The organism is Cloacibacterium caeni, assembly GCF_907163125.1.
GTDB classification, from domain to species: domain Bacteria; phylum Bacteroidota; class Bacteroidia; order Flavobacteriales; family Weeksellaceae; genus Cloacibacterium; species Cloacibacterium caeni_B.
Genome location: NZ_OU015319.1, coordinates 841,147 through 860,495 on the forward strand (window position 1 = coordinate 841,147; position 19,349 = coordinate 860,495).

At 33.3% G+C, this 19,349-nt stretch carries 18 protein-coding genes and 1 pseudogene; 10 read left to right on the forward strand and 9 right to left on the reverse strand.

Annotated features, from left to right (window positions below):
- Positions 1–151 precede the first annotated feature (151 nt).
- The 7 genes from KKQ79_RS03855 (at position 152) to KKQ79_RS03885 (ending at position 6,634) form a co-directional block, all read left to right on the forward strand.
- Entirely contained in the window at positions 152–865 is a 714-nt protein-coding gene (locus KKQ79_RS03855; RefSeq protein WP_213189064.1) for a GIN domain-containing protein, read from the forward strand.
- Between the two features lie 133 nt (positions 866–998).
- Positions 999–2,711: a phospho-sugar mutase gene (locus KKQ79_RS03860; RefSeq protein WP_213189065.1), complete on the forward strand. Its 1,713-nt coding sequence runs from the start codon at positions 999–1,001 to the stop codon at positions 2,709–2,711.
- Positions 2,712–2,835: 124 nt separating this feature from the next.
- A complete protein-coding gene (locus KKQ79_RS03865) occupies positions 2,836–4,089 on the forward strand; it encodes a pyridoxal phosphate-dependent aminotransferase (protein WP_213189066.1) in 1,254 nt (417 codons plus the stop codon).
- A gap of 24 nt (positions 4,090–4,113) precedes the next feature.
- The gene (locus KKQ79_RS03870) at positions 4,114–4,470 is read left to right on the forward strand and encodes a four helix bundle protein (protein WP_213189067.1); all 357 of its coding nucleotides are present in this window, start codon (positions 4,114–4,116) and stop codon (positions 4,468–4,470) included.
- Between the two features lie 39 nt (positions 4,471–4,509).
- Positions 4,510–5,247: a 3-deoxy-manno-octulosonate cytidylyltransferase gene (kdsB, locus tag KKQ79_RS03875; protein WP_213189068.1), complete on the forward strand. Its 738-nt coding sequence runs from the start codon at positions 4,510–4,512 to the stop codon at positions 5,245–5,247.
- A gap of 96 nt (positions 5,248–5,343) precedes the next feature.
- Positions 5,344–6,006 carry an outer membrane lipoprotein-sorting protein gene (locus tag KKQ79_RS03880; RefSeq protein ID WP_213189069.1) on the forward strand — a complete coding sequence of 221 codons (663 nt, stop codon included), beginning with the start codon at positions 5,344–5,346 and terminating at the stop codon, positions 6,004–6,006.
- A 91-nt stretch (positions 6,007–6,097) separates the two neighbouring features.
- Positions 6,098–6,634 carry a glutathione peroxidase gene (locus KKQ79_RS03885; protein WP_213189070.1) on the forward strand — a complete coding sequence of 179 codons (537 nt, stop codon included), beginning with the start codon at positions 6,098–6,100 and terminating at the stop codon, positions 6,632–6,634.
- 130 nt (positions 6,635–6,764) lie between these two features.
- On the opposite strand, the gene KKQ79_RS03890 is transcribed toward KKQ79_RS03885, so the two are convergent.
- Positions 6,765–7,421: an NAD(P)H-binding protein gene (locus KKQ79_RS03890; protein WP_213189071.1), complete on the reverse strand. Its 657-nt coding sequence runs from the start codon at positions 7,419–7,421 to the stop codon at positions 6,765–6,767.
- 135 nt (positions 7,422–7,556) lie between these two features.
- Here KKQ79_RS03890 and KKQ79_RS03895 point away from each other — a divergent pair, with 135 nt between their 5' ends.
- Entirely contained in the window at positions 7,557–7,910 is a 354-nt protein-coding gene (locus tag KKQ79_RS03895; RefSeq protein ID WP_213189072.1) for an MmcQ/YjbR family DNA-binding protein, read from the forward strand.
- A gap of 35 nt (positions 7,911–7,945) precedes the next feature.
- Here KKQ79_RS03895 and KKQ79_RS03900 read toward each other — a convergent pair whose 3' ends face one another.
- Complete coding sequence (locus KKQ79_RS03900) at positions 7,946–8,704, reverse strand: TerC family protein (RefSeq protein ID WP_213189073.1); 759 nt, start codon at positions 8,702–8,704, stop codon at positions 7,946–7,948.
- 88 nt (positions 8,705–8,792) lie between these two features.
- A complete protein-coding gene (locus KKQ79_RS03905) occupies positions 8,793–9,719 on the reverse strand; it encodes a bifunctional riboflavin kinase/FAD synthetase (protein WP_213189074.1) in 927 nt (308 codons plus the stop codon).
- Between the two features lie 104 nt (positions 9,720–9,823).
- Between KKQ79_RS03905 and atpD the strand changes: the two genes are divergently transcribed.
- Positions 9,824–11,332, forward strand: coding sequence for a F0F1 ATP synthase subunit beta (gene atpD / locus KKQ79_RS03910; RefSeq protein ID WP_213189075.1), 1,509 nt, complete (start codon positions 9,824–9,826; stop codon positions 11,330–11,332).
- Between the two features lie 84 nt (positions 11,333–11,416).
- Complete coding sequence (locus KKQ79_RS03915) at positions 11,417–11,701, forward strand: FoF1 ATP synthase subunit delta/epsilon (protein WP_104792726.1); 285 nt, start codon at positions 11,417–11,419, stop codon at positions 11,699–11,701.
- A 63-nt stretch (positions 11,702–11,764) separates the two neighbouring features.
- On the opposite strand, the gene KKQ79_RS03920 is transcribed toward KKQ79_RS03915, so the two are convergent.
- From KKQ79_RS03920 to KKQ79_RS03945, 6 genes and pseudogenes are all read right to left on the reverse strand, one after another.
- A protein-coding gene (locus tag KKQ79_RS03920) for an IS3 family transposase (protein ID WP_213190657.1) occupies positions 11,765–13,119 on the reverse strand; the annotation gives its coding sequence in 2 pieces (ribosomal slippage) (positions 11,765–12,645 and positions 12,645–13,119; 1,356 coding nt in all).
- Positions 13,120–13,270: 151 nt separating this feature from the next.
- Positions 13,271–13,708, reverse strand: a complete 438-nt coding sequence (locus KKQ79_RS03925; RefSeq protein WP_213189076.1) for a hypothetical protein — start codon at positions 13,706–13,708, stop codon at positions 13,271–13,273.
- Between the two features lie 24 nt (positions 13,709–13,732).
- Positions 13,733–14,974, reverse strand: coding sequence for a transposase (locus KKQ79_RS03930; protein WP_213189077.1), 1,242 nt, complete (start codon positions 14,972–14,974; stop codon positions 13,733–13,735).
- Between the two features lie 96 nt (positions 14,975–15,070).
- Positions 15,071–16,822: pseudogene (locus tag KKQ79_RS03935) on the reverse strand (B12-binding domain-containing radical SAM protein); the annotation flags it as partial.
- A gap of 103 nt (positions 16,823–16,925) precedes the next feature.
- Positions 16,926–18,200: an aminotransferase class I/II-fold pyridoxal phosphate-dependent enzyme gene (locus KKQ79_RS03940; RefSeq protein WP_213189078.1), complete on the reverse strand. Its 1,275-nt coding sequence runs from the start codon at positions 18,198–18,200 to the stop codon at positions 16,926–16,928.
- A 74-nt stretch (positions 18,201–18,274) separates the two neighbouring features.
- On the reverse strand, positions 18,275–19,312 hold the full coding sequence (locus KKQ79_RS03945; RefSeq protein WP_213190674.1) for a PLP-dependent cysteine synthase family protein: 1,038 nt from the start codon (positions 19,310–19,312) through the stop codon (positions 18,275–18,277).
- Positions 19,313–19,349 lie beyond the last annotated feature (37 nt).

Genomic DNA, 19,349 nt, shown 5'->3' on the forward strand with positions numbered 1-19,349 from the left:
TTTGAAAATAAAAAGTTCTGTAGGAACGAAACGTTTGTAGAAATAATAAAACAAACAGCAGAGTTCCGTAGGAACGACAGATATTATAACGTCGGAATTTATTCCAAAAAAATGAAAAATAAAATCATTCCGTAGAAACGCAATGTAAAAAATGAAAAATATCACAAAACTTTTCCTTTACCTTAATCTCTGCCTTACACTTTTGGCTTGCTCTAATATTTCTCCAAGTGGTGAAATAGAAGTGAAAGATGTAACGGTAGAAAATTTCACTAAATTGAATCTTAAAGGAGATTTCAAAGTGTTTTTTGCGAAAGGAAATCAGAATTTGGTAAGTGTAGAAACATATCCTAATGTTTACAAAAATCTAGATATAGAAGTAGAAAACGGAATTTTAACCATCGAAGAAAATCGAAAAACAAACCAAGTAGATTTTTACAATATCACTATTTTTGGTAAAAACGATTTAAATGAGGTTTCGCTTTCTGATAAAGTAGAAATGAATGTTTCTGGACAAGTAAAAACACCAGAATTTTCACTTCATCTAAAAGGAAATTCTAAATTTATGGGAGCGGTAATTGCACCAAAAAGCAAAATAGAAATGGCAGAGAAATCTAATGCCAATATTCTAGGAGAAACTAAAAACTTGAATTTAAAATTAGCAGATTCTGCAAGTATAATGGCACCGTATTTTTATGTAGAAAGTTTAGAAATTCTTAGTAAAAATGGAGCTTCTGCAGGATTAAACATAGATCAAGAAATGAAAGGAACTCTAGAAAATACCTCAAAACTCATTTTCTACGGAGAACCGCTCAATAAATTGACAAGAAAAGACAAAGCTTCTGTAGAAAACAGAAAATTGAAATAAAGAACTTACGATTTGTTATTCTGAGATAAACAAAGTGTAGCAAAGAATCTATTTTAAGAGATACTTCATTCCGTTTCACTGCATTCAGAATGAAAGAACATTAAAATTATTAAAAAACAAAAAATTTAAATATATGACAACTTTGGAAAAAGCAAAACTTTGGTTATCAGATACTTTTGATGCAGAAACCAGAGCAACAGTTCAGAATTGGATTGATACCAATTCTCCAGAATTAGAAGACAGTTTTTACAGAGAATTAGAATTCGGGACTGGCGGAATGAGAGGAATTATGGGAGTAGGAACAAATCGTCTAAATAAATATACGTTGGGTCAAGCTACACAAGGTTTGGCAAATTATCTTCATCAGCAATTTCCAGGTGAGGAAATTAAAGTAGCGATTGCTTATGACGTAAGAAATAACTCTAAAGAATTTGGTAAAATGTGTGCAGATGTTCTTACTGCAAACGGAATTAAAGTGTTGCTTTTCAAAGAACACAGACCAACTCCAGAACTTTCTTTTACGGTTCGTGATAAAAAATGTAATGCAGGAATTGTTTTGACGGCTTCTCACAATCCACCAGAATATAACGGTTACAAAGTATATTGGAATGATGGAGCACAAGTAGTTCCACCAAATGATGAAAATATCATCAAAGAAGTTTACGCTACAAAATTCGACGAAATTAAATTCAACGGAAATGATGATTTAATCGAATGGATTGGCGAAGAACAGGATGATGTGTACATCGATACTTGTATGGAAAATTCATTGTACCAAAATATTGGTAGAGATAATGTAAACATCGTTTTCACTTCTATTCACGGTACTACTTACACTACGATTCCTAAAGCTTTAGCAAAAGCAGGTTTCACCAAAGTAGATTTGGTAAAAGAACAAATGATTCCTTCTGGAAATTTCCCAACGGTAGAATCTCCGAATCCTGAAGAGCCAAAAGCGCTTTCTATGGCGGTAGATTTGGCAAATATTACCAACGGCGATATTGTTATCGGTTGTGATCCAGATGGCGACAGATTAGGAATTGCGGTAAGAAATCTAGATGGCGAAATTCAGTTGTTGAATGGTAACCAAACCAATATGATTTTGACGTATTACATTCTTGACCAATGGAAAAAAGCAGGTAAAATTACAGGAAAAGAGTTTATCGGTTCTACGATTGTAACTTCTGACTGTTTCTTTGATGTAGCTGAAAAATTTGGAGTAGATTGCAAAGTAGGATTGACTGGTTTCAAATGGATTGGTAAAATGATTCGTGATGTAGAAGGTCAAGAAAAATTCATTTGTGGTGGGGAAGAATCTTTCGGATTTATGACAGGAGATTTCGTAAGAGATAAAGACAGTTGTGGTTCTATTTTATTGGCTTGTGAAATTGCAGCTTGGTGCAAAGCAAACGGTAAAACCATGTATCAATACATGATTGATATTTACAAAAATGTTGGCGTTTACCAAGAAGCTTTAGTAAATGTAGTAAGAAAAGGAAGAACTGGTGCCGAAGAAATTGCTCAAATGATGGTAGATTTCAGAGAAAATCCTGTAAAAGAATTGGCAGGTTCTAAAGTTTTGGAAGTAAAAGATTTCCAAGAACAAACTTGTCTTAATGTAATTACAGGAGAGAGAAAAGTAATGAATGATATTCCGAAATCTAATGTGTTAATCTATTACACAGAAGACGGAACTAAAGTTTGTATCAGACCTTCAGGAACCGAGCCGAAGATTAAATTCTATTTTTCTGTGAAAGATAAAATTGAAAACGAAGCAGATTTCAAGGCTAAACAAGCTTCTCTGGAACAAAAAATCAATGAAGTAAAAAAAGATTTAAAACTATAAATATTTTAATCTAATGCTTTTAAGTTCACAGAAGTTTAACAAATCTTTAGGTTTTTAATCTTTTGTGAACTTTTTTATTTTATTTAAATTTGAAAAATCATTAACAACAAAATCTTAATAAAAAGTGGTTTCAAAACTCGCTCAAAACCTTATCGGTTCAGAAATTATTAAAATCGGTAATCAAGTAAACGAACTCAAAGCTCAAGGAGCTGAAATTGCCAACCTAACCATCGGTGATTTAGATTCTAACATTTATCCTATTCCTGCAGGATTAAAACAAAATATTCAGAAAGCTTACGCGGATAATTTAACCAATTATCCTCCTGCAAATGGTTTGCTTTCATTAAGAAAAGCAGTGGCAAAAGACATCAAATCTCGTTGGGATTTAGATTATTCTCCAGATGATATTTTGGTTTCTGGTGGTTCTAGACCTTTAATTTACGCTACTTTTAAAACTATTGTAGACGAAGGCGACAAAGTAGTTTACGCCGTTCCTTCTTGGAATAATAACCACTACGCTTACTTAACTTCTGCCAATGCAGTTGAACTAGAAGTTACTCCAGAAGATAATTTTTTGCCAACAGCTGATGTAATTACCCCACATTTAGAAGGTGCAGTTTTATTGGCGCTTTGTTCTCCGCTTAACCCAACTGGAACCATGTTTACCAAAGAACAGCTTTCAGAAATTTGTGAGGCGGTAATTGCAGAAAATAAAAAAAGAGGAGAAGGCGAAAAGCCACTTTACTTAATGTACGACCAAATTTATGCAATGCTTACGTTTGGTGATTCAGAACATTTTAATCCGGTTTCTCTTTATCCAGAACTTAGAGATTACACCATTTATATCGATGGAACTTCTAAATGTTTTGCAGCAACTGGAGTTAGAGTAGGATGGAGTTTTGGGCCAACTAAAGTGATTGATAGAATGAAAGCGCTATTAACACACGTTGGAGCTTGGGCGCCGAAACCAGAACAACAAGCAGTAGCTGAGTTTTTAGATAATACACCAGCTGTAAACGAATTTGTGAATGATTTTAAAGGTAAAATTGCGCACAGTTTAGAAGTTCTACATGCTGGAATTCAAGAAATGAAATCTAAAAATTTCGCGGTAGATAGCATTAAACCAATGGGTGCCTTATATTTAACCATTAAATTAGATTATGTAGGAAAAACCACTGAAGACGGAAAGGTTTTGAAAGATTCTACCGATTTAGTTTTCTATTTAATCGAAAAAGCAGGAGTAGCATTAGTGCCATTTTCAGCATTTGGAAATTCTAGAGAAATGCCTTGGTTTAGAGCATCAGTTGGCGCTTGTTCAGTAGAAGATTTACAAAAAATGTTCCCAAAACTAGAAGCTGCTTTAAGCAAACTAAAATAAGTTATAAGCTATAAGTTATGAATTATGAGTGAAAGCATTGTAGGAAAGAAGAGTTTTGAATTTGCCGTGAGAATTATAAATTTTTACAAAAAATTTTCTCATGAAAACAAAGAATATGTTTTATCTAGACAGATTTTGCGTTCAGGAACTTCAATTGGTGCAAATGTAAGAGAAGCGTTAAATGCACAAAGCAAAATGGATTTCATTCATAAATTCTCAATAGCTCAAAAAGAATGTGATGAAACAATCTATTGGCTTGAATTATTAAAAGAAACAGAATATATTTCAGATGAAATTTACAATGATTTGAAAAATCCTGCTGTAGAAATTCTTAAAATAATCAGAAGCATTATCATTACTACAAAAAATAAAAACTCATAACTTATAATTCATAATTCATAATTCATAACTTATAACTAAATGAAGATTATCGCTGTCATTCCAGCTCGTTACGCTGCAAGTAGATTTCCGGGGAAATTAATGCAGAATTTAGGCGACAAAACTGTAATTGCTACCACTTACAAAAATGTAGTGGAAACTAAGTTATTTGATGAGGTTTTCGTGGCGACTGATTCCGAAATTATTTTTGAAGAAATCACCAAAATCGGTGGAAAAGCTGTAATGACGGGTGAACACGAAACGGGAAGCGACAGAATAGCAGAAGCGGTTCAAAATATTGATTGCGATATTGTGATTAATGTTCAAGGAGATGAGCCTTTCTTGAAAACTGAGCCTTTGAAACAATTGATTCAAGTTTTTAAAAATGATGTAGACAAAGAAATTTCATTGGCTTCGCTTAAAATCAGGTTAAAGGAAAAGGAAGAAATCGAAAATCCGAATAATGTAAAAGTTATTACAAATTTACAGAATTTTGCGATGTATTTCAGTCGTTCTGTAATTCCTTATCCTAGAGAAACCTCTGTAGAACACCTATATTACAAGCATATTGGTGTTTATGCTTTCAGAAAAGAAGCATTGTTGAAATTTGCTAATTTAGAAATGACTCCACTTGAAATTTCAGAAAAAATAGAAGCGATTCGTTATCTGGAAAACGGAATGAAAATCAAAATGATAGAAACAGATTTCATTGGGGTAGGAATAGATGTTCCCGAAGATTTAGAAAAAGCGAAAGCAATTTTAAGTAGGGACAAGTCGTGACTTCTCCAAAAAGAAGAAAATTAATTTGAAAATTTGAAAAATTAAGTTGGTTTTCGTTTCAAAATCATATATTTGGAATCTCGTAAAAAAGATTGAATGAAAAAGATACTATTAATCGCAACAATTCTAGTAACCACCATATTTTCGGCGCAAACTGCTAAACAAATTATTGATAAAAATATTGAGTTAACAGGAGGCTTAACCAACTGGAAACTGCTGAATTCTATTATATTACAAGGAAAAGTAATTCTGGGCGTAAATGATGAATATCCTATGAGAATTTATCAGCAAAGACCTAATCTTACGAAAACAGTAGTATTCATCGGGAATAAAGAAAATGTAATCGAAGGGTATGATGGTAAAAACGGTTACGCGATGAATTACGTGGTGAATAAGCTTCAGGTTCAAAAAAATTACGTTCCAGAAAGCTTTGACACAGATTTCATCGATTATGAGAACAAAGGTTTTACCGCACAAGTTCTAGGGAAAGAAAAAGTAGGAGAAAGAGATTGTTATAAGGTAGAACTGACTAAAAATGTGAATAAAACCGTTTATTATTTTGATGTTCAGAACTATTTATTGCTGAAAGAAGAAAAGAAAGACGAAACATTGGTGTATTCTGATTTCAAAAAAGTGAATAATTTGGTAATGCCTTTTAGAATTGAAGCAACTACGCCGAAAAAAGAAGGAGATTACGTGATGATTCTTTATAAAATTGAAGTTAACAAAGCCTTTCCTGCCAATACTTTTAAGTTCTAATAAAACTTTACGATAAAAAATTTCTATGACTGCAATTTCTTTGGATTTTGCAGTTTTTTTATGACTAAATTTGAAATCAAATAAAATCAAAATGAAAAAAATATTATTTATTCTTATGGCATTTTTTGGACTTTTTTCTTCGCAGGCGCAACAAGCAAAATCCATTCATTCTTTTAAAGTGAAAGCTTTAGACGGTAAAACCATTGATTTTTCTAAGTTTAAAGGTAAGAAAATCTTGATTGTAAACACAGCGTCAGAATGCGGTTTTACATCACAGTATGAAGGTTTACAGAAGCTGTACGAAACGTATAAAGACCAATTGGTGATTGTAGGTTTTCCTGCAAACAATTTTGGTGGGCAAGAACCAGGAAGCAATGAAGAAATTGGTGCTTTTTGCAAAAAAAATTATGGAGTTACTTTTCCGATGGCGGCTAAAGTTTCTGTGAAAGGAAAAGATATTGCTCCCATTTTTAAATTTTTAACAGACAAAAAACTAAACGGAGTAAAAAGCACATCTATTCTTTGGAACTTCGAGAAATTTTTGCTTAACGAAAAAGGAGAGTTAATCGATACTTTTGTAAGTACTACGAAACCTACTTCTGAATCTATTACGAAATATTTTAAATAAAGAATCAAGAATAAAGGCAAAAGATAAAAGTTAACCGCAAAGTAATTTTTGCGGTTTTTTATTTTAAATCTGCATAATCAGCGAAATCTGCGGGAAATAGATAATAAAATTTGTGTATTCGTGGCAATTATTATTCTTTTCCTTTCTCTGCAAAACTGAAAATACTGCCTAATTTTATTTTAGAATATCCGTAAGATTTTATTTTCGATGAATTCACCAAAGCTTGTGCTAAAATGTCTGTTGGCAATGGTTTTTGAGATTCTAAAACGCCAAATTTATTGGCAAATTTTATAATTCTAGCTCCTAAAACTTCACCAGTTCTGTCAGTGTTTTTTCGATCGAGCATTCCGGGTTGGAAAATGGTAACTTTATTAAAATGAAGCTTTTTTACTTCTTCTTCTAATTCGCCCTTCATTCTAGAATAGAAAATTTTAGAATTAGGATTGGCTCCATAAGCAGAAACCAAAACGAAATCTTCCACGCCATTTTCTTTGGCAGTTTTGGCAAATTGCAATTGATAATCAAAATCTACTTTTCGCTGTGCTTCCTTGCTTCCTGCATCTTTCAAGGTAGTTCCGAGGCAAGAAAAAGCGACATCACCTTTTACCAAATCTTTCCATTCTTCTGGCTTTTCGAAATTTACTACATGAAATTTCACTTTCTCAGAAGTAGATTCTACAGGTTTTCTTACAAAAGCATGAATTTCTTCGAAATCTTTGTCTTGACTTAGTTTTTGAACCAAATCTTTTCCTGTAGCGCCAGTTGCTCCTATAATTAAAGCCTTCATAACAAAATTTTTAAAGGGATTGATAAAGTGATAAATATTACTTTAAAATTAAGAAAAAATTGAATATGATTTAGTATTTTTGTTAAAACTAATAACAACATTGTCACTTATTATTCCCAATCATGATTTACGCTAATGGAAGCTGAAGAAATCCGTAATTATTGTCTCAACAAAAAAGGAGTTACGGAAGGTTTTCCGTTTGATGAAACTACTTTAGTCTTTAAAGTAGGTGGTAAAATGTTTCTATTAATGGCTTTAGAAAAGCAACCATTGGTCTTTTCGGCAAAAAATACTGCAGATTATAACGAAGAACTGCGAGAGCAATATTCCCAAATTTCTGGCGCTTATCACATGAACAAAACACATTGGAATTCTGTAATTTGTGAAGGATTGAAGCCAGAATTCATTAAAAAACTTATTGATGATTCATATCAATTGGTGTATAAAAGTTTAACGAAGAAAATAAAATTAGAAATTTTAAATTCATAAAAAAAGCATTCAGAAATTCCTGAATGCTTTGTGCTTTATAAAACATCTTTATCAAGGTGCTGTTCTTCTTCTTTGTAATGTTCGTGAAGATGTACAGGTTCAGATTTTTTGGTCGTTTTCATTTGAATAATATTTACCAAAAGCGAAAATGCCATAGCGAAATAAATATAACCTTTCGGAATTTCTTTGCCAAAACCTTCCACGATTAGTGAGAAACCAATCAATAGCAAGAATGAAAGTGCTAAAATTTTAAAAGCAGGGTGTTTATTCACAAAATTGCTGATAGGTTCTGCTGCAAAAAGCATGATAATCACCGTTACAATTACCGCTACATACATTACCCAAACTTCTTTTACCATTCCTACTGCGGTAATAATAGAGTCGACAGAGAACACCAAATCCATTAATAAAATTTGGAATATCACTTGTCCGAAACTCGTTACAATCATGGTTTTGGTTACATCGCCATCTTCGCCTTCCATTTTATGATAAATTTCGGCGGTACTTTTGTAGAGTAGGAATAAACCTCCAAGAATTAAAATCAAATCTTTACCAGAAATTCCCGTCTCGAAAACGGTAAATAAATCTTGGTCTAGTTTCATGATTTGACTAATCAAAAGTAATAAACCAAGTCTCATCACTCCTGCAAGAATAAGCCCGATTCTTCTGGCTTTTTTCTGTTGGTTTACAGGTAATTTATTCGCCAAAATAGAAATGAAAATAACATTGTCTATTCCTAGAACGGTTTCTAGTGCGATAAGAGTAAGTAAAGAAATAATAATTTCTGCTTCCATAGTTTTATTTTATGATTTTCACAAAACTATAGAAACTTATGAATCTAATTTTATAAAATCTGATTGAAAATTTATATGATTCTAACTCTTAACTAAAGTTAAAATTTTCGGTCAAAACCTTGTCTTCATCTAATCTTTCGATAAGTTTTTCTAGCGATTCGAATTTAATTTCTTCGTGTAAAAAATATCTGAATTTTACCGTAATAACTTCGCCATAAATATCTTGATTGAAGTCTAAAATGTATACTTCTGCAGTCAATTTATCACCATTTACAGTTGGATTAGTGCCAATGCTCATCATGCCTTTGTAAAATTGGTCTTTCACAAAAACTTCTACAATATACGCACCTTTTTTAGGCAAGAGTTTCAGTTCGTCTATTTCTAGATTTGCAGTAGGGTAACCAATTGTTCTTCCTAGTTTTTTCCCGTCAATTACTTTTCCAGAAAGAGAGTAGGAATAACCCAGCATTTTATTGGCGCCAACGATGTTTCCGTTACCTAAGCAATTTCTGATTTTAGTAGAACTGATGTTGAAATCATCTTCATTTTTGATGGCTAGTAATTGTTCTACAGTAAAGTCTAATTCGTTAGAAATTTTTTGAAGCAATTCAAAGTTTCCAGATTTATTTTTCCCGAAAACGTGGTCGTGACCTATGATAATGTGTTTTACATTCAGTTTTTTGATGAGAATTTCACGGATAAATTCTTCGCCAGTTAAGTTTCTGAAGTGTTCATCAAATTTTTGTAAAAATAAAATGTCAATTCCAGCCTTTTCCAGTAAAAAAAGTTTTTCTTCTAAAGTGTTGAGCAGTTTAAGGTCGTCAGTTGGGTTGAAAATTTTCCTTGGATGTGGCCAAAAGGTGAGCAAAGAAGTCTCTAAATTATTTTTTTTTGCCTTGTCTTTCAATTGATTGATGATGGAAATATGACCGAGATGAACTCCGTCAAACATTCCTAAAGAAAGAACTTTAGGAGATTTTTCGTGATAAAAATTTAAATCTTCTATGAGTTTCAAAACCGCTTACATTTTCTGTGTGCAAAGATGAAAAAAAATATTGATTTTTGATTATGTATTTTGAAGAGAATCACTATATTTGCACCACAAGAAAAAATAAAGCAATGGCAAACCAAATTAAAGGGAAAATTTCACAAATTATCGGTCCAGTTATAGACGTTCTTTTTCAAGAAGTAGAAGAATTACCAAAAATTTATGATGCTCTTGAAATTAAAAAATCAAACGGAGAAACTGTTGTATTAGAAGTAGAACAACACATTGGTGAAGATATGGTAAGATGTATCTCAATGGACGCTACTGACGGTTTACAAAGAGGGCAAGAAGTTGTAGCAACAGGAAACCAAATTACCATGCCAACAGGTGATGGTGTAAACGGAAGACTTTTTAACGTAGTAGGTAATGCAATTGACGGACTTCCTAATTTATCTAAAGATGGCGGTTTGCCAATCCACAGAGAAGCTCCTCATTTCGATCAGCTTTCTACTTCGGCTGAAGTTTTATTTACTGGTATCAAAGTAATCGACCTTATTGAACCTTATGCAAAAGGTGGTAAGATTGGTTTATTCGGTGGTGCTGGTGTAGGAAAAACAGTATTAATTCAAGAATTAATCAATAATATTGCTAAAGGACACGGTGGTTTATCTGTGTTCGCTGGTGTAGGTGAAAGAACAAGAGAAGGAAATGACCTTCTTAGAGAGATGTTAGAATCTGGTATCATCAAATATGGTGAAGGTTTCATGCACTCTATGGAAGAAGGTGGATGGGATTTATCTAAAGTAGATTTAGAAGAAATGAAAGATTCTAAATGTACCTTCGTTTTCGGACAAATGAACGAACCTCCTGGTGCAAGAGCTAGAGTAGCACTTTCTGGTCTTACTGTTGCTGAATATTTCAGAGATGGTGGTGAATCTGGTCAAGGTAGAGACGTATTATTCTTCGTAGATAATATCTTTAGATTTACTCAAGCGGGTTCTGAGGTATCTGCACTTTTAGGACGTATGCCTTCTGCAGTAGGTTACCAACCAACTCTTGCTTCTGAAATGGGAGCAATGCAAGAAAGAATTACTTCTACTAAAAACGGTTCTATTACTTCTGTACAAGCAATCTACGTTCCTGCGGATGACTTAACTGACCCGGCTCCAGCAACTACGTTTGCTCACTTAGATGCAACTACTGTATTAGATAGAAAAATTGCTTCATTGGGTATTTATCCAGCAGTAGATCCACTAGCTTCTACTTCTAGAATCTTAACTCCAGAAATTTTAGGAGCAGATCATTATAATACAGCTCAGAGAGTAAAAGAAATTCTTCAAAGATATAAAGCGCTTCAAGATATCATCGCAATCCTTGGTATGGAAGAACTTTCAGAAGAAGATAAATTAGTAGTATATAGAGCTAGAAAAGTACAGAGATTCTTATCTCAACCTTTCCACGTTGCAGAGCAATTTACAGGTCTTAAAGGAGCTTTAGTAGATATCAAAGATACTATCAAAGGTTTCAACATGATCATCGATGGTGAGTTAGATCACTTACCAGAAGCTGCTTTCAACTTGAAAGGAACTATCGAAGAAGCTATCGAAGCAGGTCAAAAAATGCTTGCTGAAAACGCTTAATAAATTTTAAATGTTAAATTTTAGATTTTAGATTTGATTTCAACAATTTAAAATTTAAAATCTATAATCTATAATTTGAAAAAAATGAATATTAAAATATTAACTCCGGAATTTGTAGTTTTTGATGGCGAAGTAGATTCAGTTCTTCTTCCTGGAAAAAATGGTGATTTCCATATCATGAAAAACCACGCCGCTATTGTTTCTTCTTTAGTGAATGGTAAAGTAAGAGTTTTCACAAATGAAATTCAGAATGAAAATTTTGCAAAATTCTTTACCAAAGAAAACGAAAAGAACAGTGTTTTTTCTTATTCTATCAACAGTGGTGTAGTAGAATTTAGTAATGATAAAGGAATAATCCTTTGTGATTAAAATTCTTCACAATAAATTAAAAACTCGAGCAATTTTAGACTGCACCCAAAAGTTTAGACAAAATTAAACAATATTTTCAAAGGAAAGAGTTCGGTACTGTACCGGACTCTTTCCTTTGAGATTGAGTCTTATTCTATCATTGTTGTAATAGTGAATGTACTTCACTATTTCCTTCTTAAGTTCCTGAATGGAACCAAACTTTCTGGTATAAAACATTTCTGATTTTATCGTTCCAAAAAAGTTTTCTATCACCGCATTGTCCAAACAGTTTCCTTTTCGGGACATACTTTGAATAATACCTTTTTCTTTTAATATATTTTGATAAGCTTTCATTTGATATTGCCAACCTTGATCAGAATGTAGAATGATGTTCTGTGTAGATTTTACTTTTCTGAATGATTTCTTTAGCATTCTGATGATTTGGCTAAACACAGGTCTTTCAGATAAGTCAAAACTGACAATTTCACCATTAAATAAATCGATGATTGGAGATAGGTAAAGTTTATTACCCGATACATTAAACTCTGTAACATCGGTTGCCCATTTCTGATTAGGAGTGTCCGATTTGAAATTCCTCTGTAGAACATTGGGCGCAATTTTCCCTTGCTCTCCCTTGTAAGATTTATATTTCTTCACTCGGATAATACTCTTTAAACCTAATATTTTCATAAGTCGTAAAACAGTTTTGTGATTAATCAAAATTCCTTTTTCTTTCAAAAGCAAAGTAATTCTTCTATAGCCCAACCTTCCTTTGTGACGATGATAAACCTGCTTAATCATTTCTTTTATTTCCGCATATTTATCTTTCATTTGAAAGCGTTTTCGATAGTAATAAAAACTGCTTCTTGCCATCGATGTACAATTCAGCAGTACTGCTAAATCAAAGTCCTGCCTTAACTCTTCGATGGCTTTGGATTTTTCCTTTCCTGAATTAAGGCTTCTAACTTTTTTAAAATGGCGTTCTCGGCTTCTAAATAATAAATCCTCTCCAACAGTTCTTCCTCCCTTGTTAAGGGTTTGCCTGTTTTCTTTTTTTTTCGCTTGTAATTACTCATGGTTTTAGGTCTTCCTCTGGGTCTGTTTTCTAAACCTAAAATACCATTTTTTTTATAATTACGCTGCCAACTAAGAATACTGGACTCCGCAGGAATATTAAACCTTCTCGACGCTTCTTTTAAACTTAAATTCTCTTTCTCAATTACTGATAAAATCTTTAATTTAAAATCTTTTGTGTAATGCGTATTGGAAAGCCGAACAAGTCCTGAAACTCCATAAAGTTCATAAAATTTTATCCATTTACGAACCAAGGAACCACAAACTCCAATGCGTTTTCCTAAATCGTCTGTTCCAATATCCCCTTTGTGATATCTCTTTATAGCTTTTAATTTAAAGTCTACTGAATATTTACTTTTCCCCATAAAAAATGCCCCTAAAAAGTGTCTAACTTTTTGGGGGCAGTCCATTTTGCTCGAGTTTTTTGCTATAAATAATGGAATTATCTTTATTTTCAATAGAGTCGGGCTTTAGCCCGACTTTTTAATTTTTAATTTCATTGGCTTTAGCCAAAACTTAAAGTGTAAGTATGGTGCCATGTTCTTTCAAAGTTTGCATCTGCTTAGAATACCAAAACAATTCGAAATCATCAAAATCTAATTCATATTTTGCTTTTAACTGGTTGAAAGTTAAGTTTTTATCAGCATGAATAGAAATTTCATCAATTGTTTCAAGAAGCCAAACTGCTTTTTCTTTTTCTAAATTGATACTAAAAACATTGGTCTTTTCATGGAACGTAAGTGTTGCCATTTCCCAAGAATTTCCTTTCTTTGATTTCGTGAAAAACTCAACCAAAGGTTTCGCTCCTGCCCAAATAATTTTAGCATTCGGTTTGGTGCTAAAGTGATCTTCTTCTAATAGACAATCGTGAATATAATCAGGATGAATAGTGGTTTTAGGAATTTTAAATTCAAACCATTCTTGCAGCGGATTTTCAAAACAAATTCCATGCATATAATCAACACTTCGCTAAAAAGCTCAAGCCGCAATCTTTCCAAAATCAAGGAATAGCTTTATTTTTTCTTTATTTTTCGCAAGTTCGGGGTTTATCCCGAACATTGAAATAAACCGACGCATCAGCAATTCGTTGTAATTCTGTGTTTTAATATCCGCCATCGAAAAAACAACTTCTTCGTTTGGCTTTTCGTCTTTTTTCGGAATCCAGTAAGCTATTTTCGCCAAATTGAGCGCCGTGAGCGACATGTTCCAATGGAAATTGAGCTTGCTTCGGCTTCTCGCTTGGCAGTCGTTCAAGCCTGTGAACTGTTTGGCATCACGATACAAAAACTCTATTTGGAATCTCAAACGATACATCTCCAAAATCTCGTTCCAATTTTTCAGCAAATCAGTCGAGAAATATATCTTGTGAGACCAAGCTTCTTTCTTGTTTTTCGTGAAGACAACAACTAAATTAACATTCATTTTCAATGATTTAGAATGTGCAATCAAACTGTAAATCTTCTCACTTTCAATTTCGGAAACTAATTTGGCATACTCGTTTTTAAGAGTTTTAAAGTGAATTTTGCCATCATATTTTTGGGGCCTGCCTTTTCCTTTTTTCTGTTCACCTAAGAAAATATATTGCAAGTCTGCATCATCACGAAGTCTTGAAACAATGTGAAAACCTGCATCAACAAATGGTTTTACAAAAGTTACTTTGCTGAAATACGCATCTGCTACCAGATATTTTGAGATTTTCAGCAAGTCATCTTTTTTCTCCATGATTTTACGCACATAAAATGCTATCAATTTTTCATCATCCCGTAGGTCAATGGTTTGAAATCCGAACAAATGAAAGGCCGTTTTCCTAGCCACGTCTAAAACCGCCATTCCACAAAACTCCAAACCCCATTTTGTTTTTCCTGCACAACCGCTCCAAAAATATCCAACTCCGGGTGTTTTTTTGCCAGACTTTGAAATATGGCTGGGGTCAAAGGCAAGAGTCGTCCTTCCCTTTACGCTCATCGTTATCAATGTTTTATTGAATGTCAGAAAATCAAAACTTCGTTCAAAAAAATACCTAAATCTTTGTTCGCAAAAACCAGAAAATCTTTCTAGCTGCAAAAAATTTATCTTTCCTTTAATGCTCAAAAAAAGCATCAAAATCAAAAAGAAACTTTTAGGTATCCTACAGTCCAATTTTTCCTCCATTTGCTCAAATGCGGAAAAAACAATACCTTTAACACTGGATAACTCGGATTTTTGTATGCTTTTTTTCAAACATAAATATACTGAAAATCAACGAGTTATCCAAATTTTTAAACGCTTATTTTACTGATTTTCAACTGATTATAATACTTTTTAGCGAAGTGTTGTATAATTGAACAACGATTTTTTTAACCCAAAACTAAATTTGCTATGGTCAATTCCGGTTTTATCTTGAAATTCTACATCGTTATTGGCAAAAGTAATCTCTTTCAAATGAGGAACTACACCAAATTCTTCAGGATTTTTCCCAACAGGAGAATGCGCGGTCATGGCAAATTGATGCCAAAATCCACTTTGTAGAATCCCCATTTCGAACATTTGACGAACCATTTCCAAAGAATCGATGGTTTCTTGTTCGGTTTGTGTAGGATAACCGTACATTAAATAGGAGTGAACCATAATTCCTGCTTCAGTAAAATTTCTGGTGACTTTGGCAACTTGAGCAACAGAAACTCCTTTATTAATGAGTTTTAATAATCTATCAGAAGCTACTTCAAGACCACCAGATACAGCTACACAACCTGAAAGTTTCAATAAAAAGCATAAATCTCTGGTAAAGCTTTTTTCAAATCGAATATTTGTCCACCAAGTTACCACGAGTTTTCTTCTCAAAATTTCAAGAGCCACTTCTCGCATTAAAGCTGGTGGTGCTGCTTCATCAACAAAGTGGAAACCGTTTTCTCCTGTTTTTTCGATAAGTTCTTCCATTCTGTCCACCAAAATTTTTGCAGCAATAGGCTCATAAATTTTGATATAATCGAGCGATATGTCGCAAAAAGTACATTTTCCCCAATAGCAACCATGAGCCATTGTGAGTTTATTCCATCTTCCATCGCTCCACAAACTATGCATAGGATTTGCGATTTCTATTACAGAAATGTATTGGTCTAAAGGTAAATCTGTGTAATCTGGTGTCCCAATTTCGGCTTGTTTATAATCGTGTCTTTCGGAATTGTTTTTATAAACAACTTCCCCGTTTTCTAAGAGGAAGGTTCGTTTGAATAAAGATACTTCAATCTGCTCATAATGACAGACGTTTTCAAAAAGTAATTCTATCGGAAGTTCACCATCGTCTAATGTGATGAAATCAAAAAATTCAAAAACTCTTTTGTCTTTTAAATCCCTAAGTTCTGTATTGGCAAAACCACCACCAAAAGCCGTTTTAATGTTTGGATAATGATTTTTAATATGTTGGGCGCATCTAAACGCCGAATACAAATTACCAGGAAACGGAACGGAAAAACAAACCAATTTCGGCTGCGTTTCGAGAAGTTTTTTATCTAAAATTTCAAGAGTAAAATTATCTACGAAAGTTTTGTCTGATTGGAGTTTTTCATACAATTCGTCAAATGAATTAGCACTTCTTCCCAGTCGTTCTGCATATCTGCTAAATCCAAAATTTTCATCAATATTTTCTATAATATAATCTGATAAATCTTCTAAGTAAAGGGTAGCGAGATGCTTTGCTTTGTCTTGTAATCCCATGTTTCCAAAAGCGTATTCCATATCATCTAACTGATTAAATCTGGAAGCTTCTGGCAAGAAATTCATACTGCAAATTTGCCTTGCAAGTGTTGGTTTTTTGTTTTGAAGAAAAGCAATAACTTCATCTATGGTTTTGATGTATTCTTCTTTTAACGCAAAAATTCTCTGAGCGTTTTCAGATAAATTTTTGGTCTTTACTTTAAAAATTTGGGTAACTCCTTTTTTGGAAAAAATTTCTAAGATGACTTCTATCCCCAAATCGATTTGATAACTCGAAATATTTTTGGTATTGAGAAATCCTTTCAAGTACGCAGTTGCAGGATACGGCGTATTGAGTTGGGTAAATGGAGGAGTGAGGAGCAGTAAATCTTTCAAAAAATGAATTTTTGCAAAGGTATGATTTTCCTATAGATTTTTGGAATAAAAAAATCCGTCAGAAGAGTCTCTAACGGATTCTATAAGTTTTAATTTTTTACTTTTATAAAGGTTTAAATTCTAAACCTTGTTCAGCAAGAAGTTTTTCTGCTTGTTCTCTATAAACACCATTCACTAATTTATCGTGAATCGCTTCAAAAGCAGCAAGAGTTTCATTGATTTCAGCATCTGTGTGAGAAGCTGTAGGAATTAATCTTAGAAGAATGCTTCCTTTTGGAATTACTGGATATACCACTACAGAAGTGAAAATTCCGAAATTTTCTCTTAAATCTTTAACTAGAAGAGTAGCTTCTACTGGTGTCCCTTGCATGAAAACAGGAGTAACACAAGTGTTAGAATTTCCAAGGTTGAAACCTCTGTCTAATAATCCTTTTTGGAGTTTTTCTACATTTTCCCAAAGTTTAGCTTTGATTTCTGGTCTTGTTCTTAAAAGTTCTAATCTTTTTAAACCTCCAATTACCATTGGCATTGTCAATGATTTTGCGAAAATTTGTGAACGAAGATTGAACTTTAAGTATCTGATGATTTCTTTGTTTCCAGCGATAAATGCACCGAAACCAGCCATAGATTTAGCAAAAGTAGAGAAGTACACATCAATTTGGTCTTGGCAACCTTGCTCTTCTCCAGCTCCAGCTCCAGTTTTTCCTAAAGTACCGAAACCATGAGCATCATCTACTAATAAACGGAAACTGTATTGTTTTTTGAATTCTGCAATTTCTTTAAGTTTTCCTTGTTGGCCAGTCATCCCGAAAACTCCTTCAGTGATTACTAAAATACCTCCGCCGTTTTCTTCTGCAACTTTAGTCGCTCTTTTGATATTTTTCTCGAAGCTATCCATGTCATTATGACGAAACATGAAGCTTTTTCCCATGTGAAGACGAACTCCATCTACAATACAAGCGTGAGAATTAGAATCATAAACAATTACATCATGTCTAGAAACCAATGCATCAATTGTAGATAGCATTCCTTGGTAACCAAAATTCAATAAATAAGCAGATTCTTTTCCTACGAAATCAGCTAATTCTCTTTCTAATTGTAAGTGTTGTTCTGTTTCACCAGACATTGCTCTAGCTCCCATCGGATAGAACATTCCGTATTCTGCAGCTGCTTTAGCGTCAGCTTCTAGAACTTCTGGGTGATTACAGAGTCCTAAATAATCATTTGCACTCCAAAAAATTACTTCTTTTCCTTGGAACTTCATTCTAGGGCCAATTGGGCCTTCTAATCTTGGAAAAATGAAATAACCTTCACCATAATCTGCAAATTGACCTAGAGGACCAGGATTTTCTTTAATTCTTTCAAAAATATCTTTCATTTCGATGATATTGTAGATTTGTATTTTAAATTTTAAAAAAATCAGATGCCAAGAAGGACATCTGAATTCTATTTTTATTTAATGTATTCTGTTTTAAAAACTTCTTCGTAATTATGGACACAATTATTGATGAATCCTTGTTCTTCCATCCATTTATCACTGTATACTTTGGTAATGTATCTAGAACCGTGGTCAGGGAAAATAAGGACAACTAAATCGTTTTCTGAGAAAGGATTTGCATTTGCATATTGTCTAAGTGCTTGTAAAACAGCTCCAGTAGTATAACCGCCCATAATCGCTTCTTTAAGAGCAATTTCTCTGGTACAATAAGCGCTCATTTCATCATTTACTCTTACAAAATGATCTATTCTGTCAAAAAGTAAAGCGGATGGAATAAGGTTTTTGCCTAATCCTTCAATTTGGTATGAATGAATTTCAGAAGGGTCTATTTCGCCTGTTTCGTGATAGGTTTTTAGGATAGAACCATCTGCATCTACGCCAATAATTTTAATATCAGGATTTTTTTCTTTTAAAAATTTAGCAGAACCAGAAAGTGTTCCACCAGTTCCTGTACAAGCAAAAAGATGAGTAATTTTTCCTTCTGTCTGTTCCCAAATTTCTGGACCAGTAGAAGAATAATGTGCGTCTATATTCAGCTCGTTAAAATATTGATTGATGTAAATAGAATTTGGCGTTTCTGCTGCAATTTTTTTCGCTACTTCATAATAAGAGCGAGGATCATCTGCAGGAACAGAAGCAGGACAAACGTATACAGTAGCGCCTAAAGCTTTAAGATAAGCAATTTTTTCTGGCTTGGTTTTATCACTTACAGAAAGAATACATTTGTATCCTTTTATAATACTTACCATAGCGATAGAAAAGCCCGTATTTCCAGATGTGGTTTCTACGATAGTAGCACCAGGAGTTAAAAGCCCTTTTCTTTCGGCAGCTTCTATAATATGAAGCGCGATTCTATCTTTAGTAGAATGCCCCGGATTAAAAGATTCTATTTTAGCATAAACTTTTGCTTGAATATCCTTAGTTACTTCATTAAGTTTCACCATTGGAGTATTACCAATTAACCCGAGAATATTATCAAAAACGTTCGTCATTTTCTTCATTTTTCTCTAAAAAACCGATTGCAAAAAT